The organism is Vibrio sp. 970 (assembly GCF_033339075.1).
The window spans coordinates 1-678 of sequence record NZ_JAWOTW010000357.1; the positions used below are offsets into that span (position 1 = coordinate 1).

2 tRNA genes and 1 rRNA gene are annotated in these 678 nt (G+C 43.8%); all 3 read right to left on the reverse strand.

Going from position 1 to position 678, the window contains the following annotated elements:
- Nucleotides 1–340: 340 nt before the first annotated feature.
- Nucleotides 341–416 (reverse strand) — tRNA-Ala (locus R7Q11_RS26635).
- A 42-nt stretch (nucleotides 417–458) separates the two neighbouring features.
- Nucleotides 459–535: transfer RNA gene (locus R7Q11_RS26640), tRNA-Ile, on the reverse strand.
- Between the two features lie 66 nt (nucleotides 536–601).
- Nucleotides 602–678 (reverse strand): 16S ribosomal RNA (locus R7Q11_RS26645); the annotation flags it as partial.

Sequence of the window (678 nt, forward strand, 5' to 3'; positions counted from 1 at the left end):
TCGCCTCTGACTGCCAAGGCATCCACCGTGTACGCTTAGTCACTTAACCATACAACCCGAAGGAGTTTCGAGTTGATGTTCAAATCACCAAAGTTGTCTCTCATTATTTGAATGAGCGAGAGACATTTCGATTTTGCCGGACTCAATTTCGAATAATCACTGTAAAAGTGATATTCCCAAGAACACTTGAATGTGTTTTTTGGTGTTTATCTTTCGATAAACATTGAGAACTTTACAAACAACAATAAATTGTTGTTTTGTCAGCTTTCCAAATTGTTAAAGAGCTAGATTTTCTGATGAAAACCATTTTTAAAGATTCTTTTTCAAGAACACTTAAAGATGGTGGAGCTATGCGGGATCGAACCGCAGACCTCCTGCGTGCAAGGCAGGCGCTCTCCCAGCTGAGCTATAGCCCCATCAAGGTGTCGATACTGTCGCCAATTCCTTGGGAAAGAAATTGGTGGGTCTGAGTGGACTCGAACCACCGACCTCTCGCTTATCAGGCGAACGCTCTAACCACCTGAGCTACAGACCCAGTATCGTCTCTTTACTTTATAAACCGTATCAATCTGTGTGAACACTCATCGCAATAATCATCGTATAAGGAGGTGATCCAGCGCCAGGTTCCCCTAGCGCTACCTTGTTACGACTTCACCCCAGTCATGAACCACAAAGTGG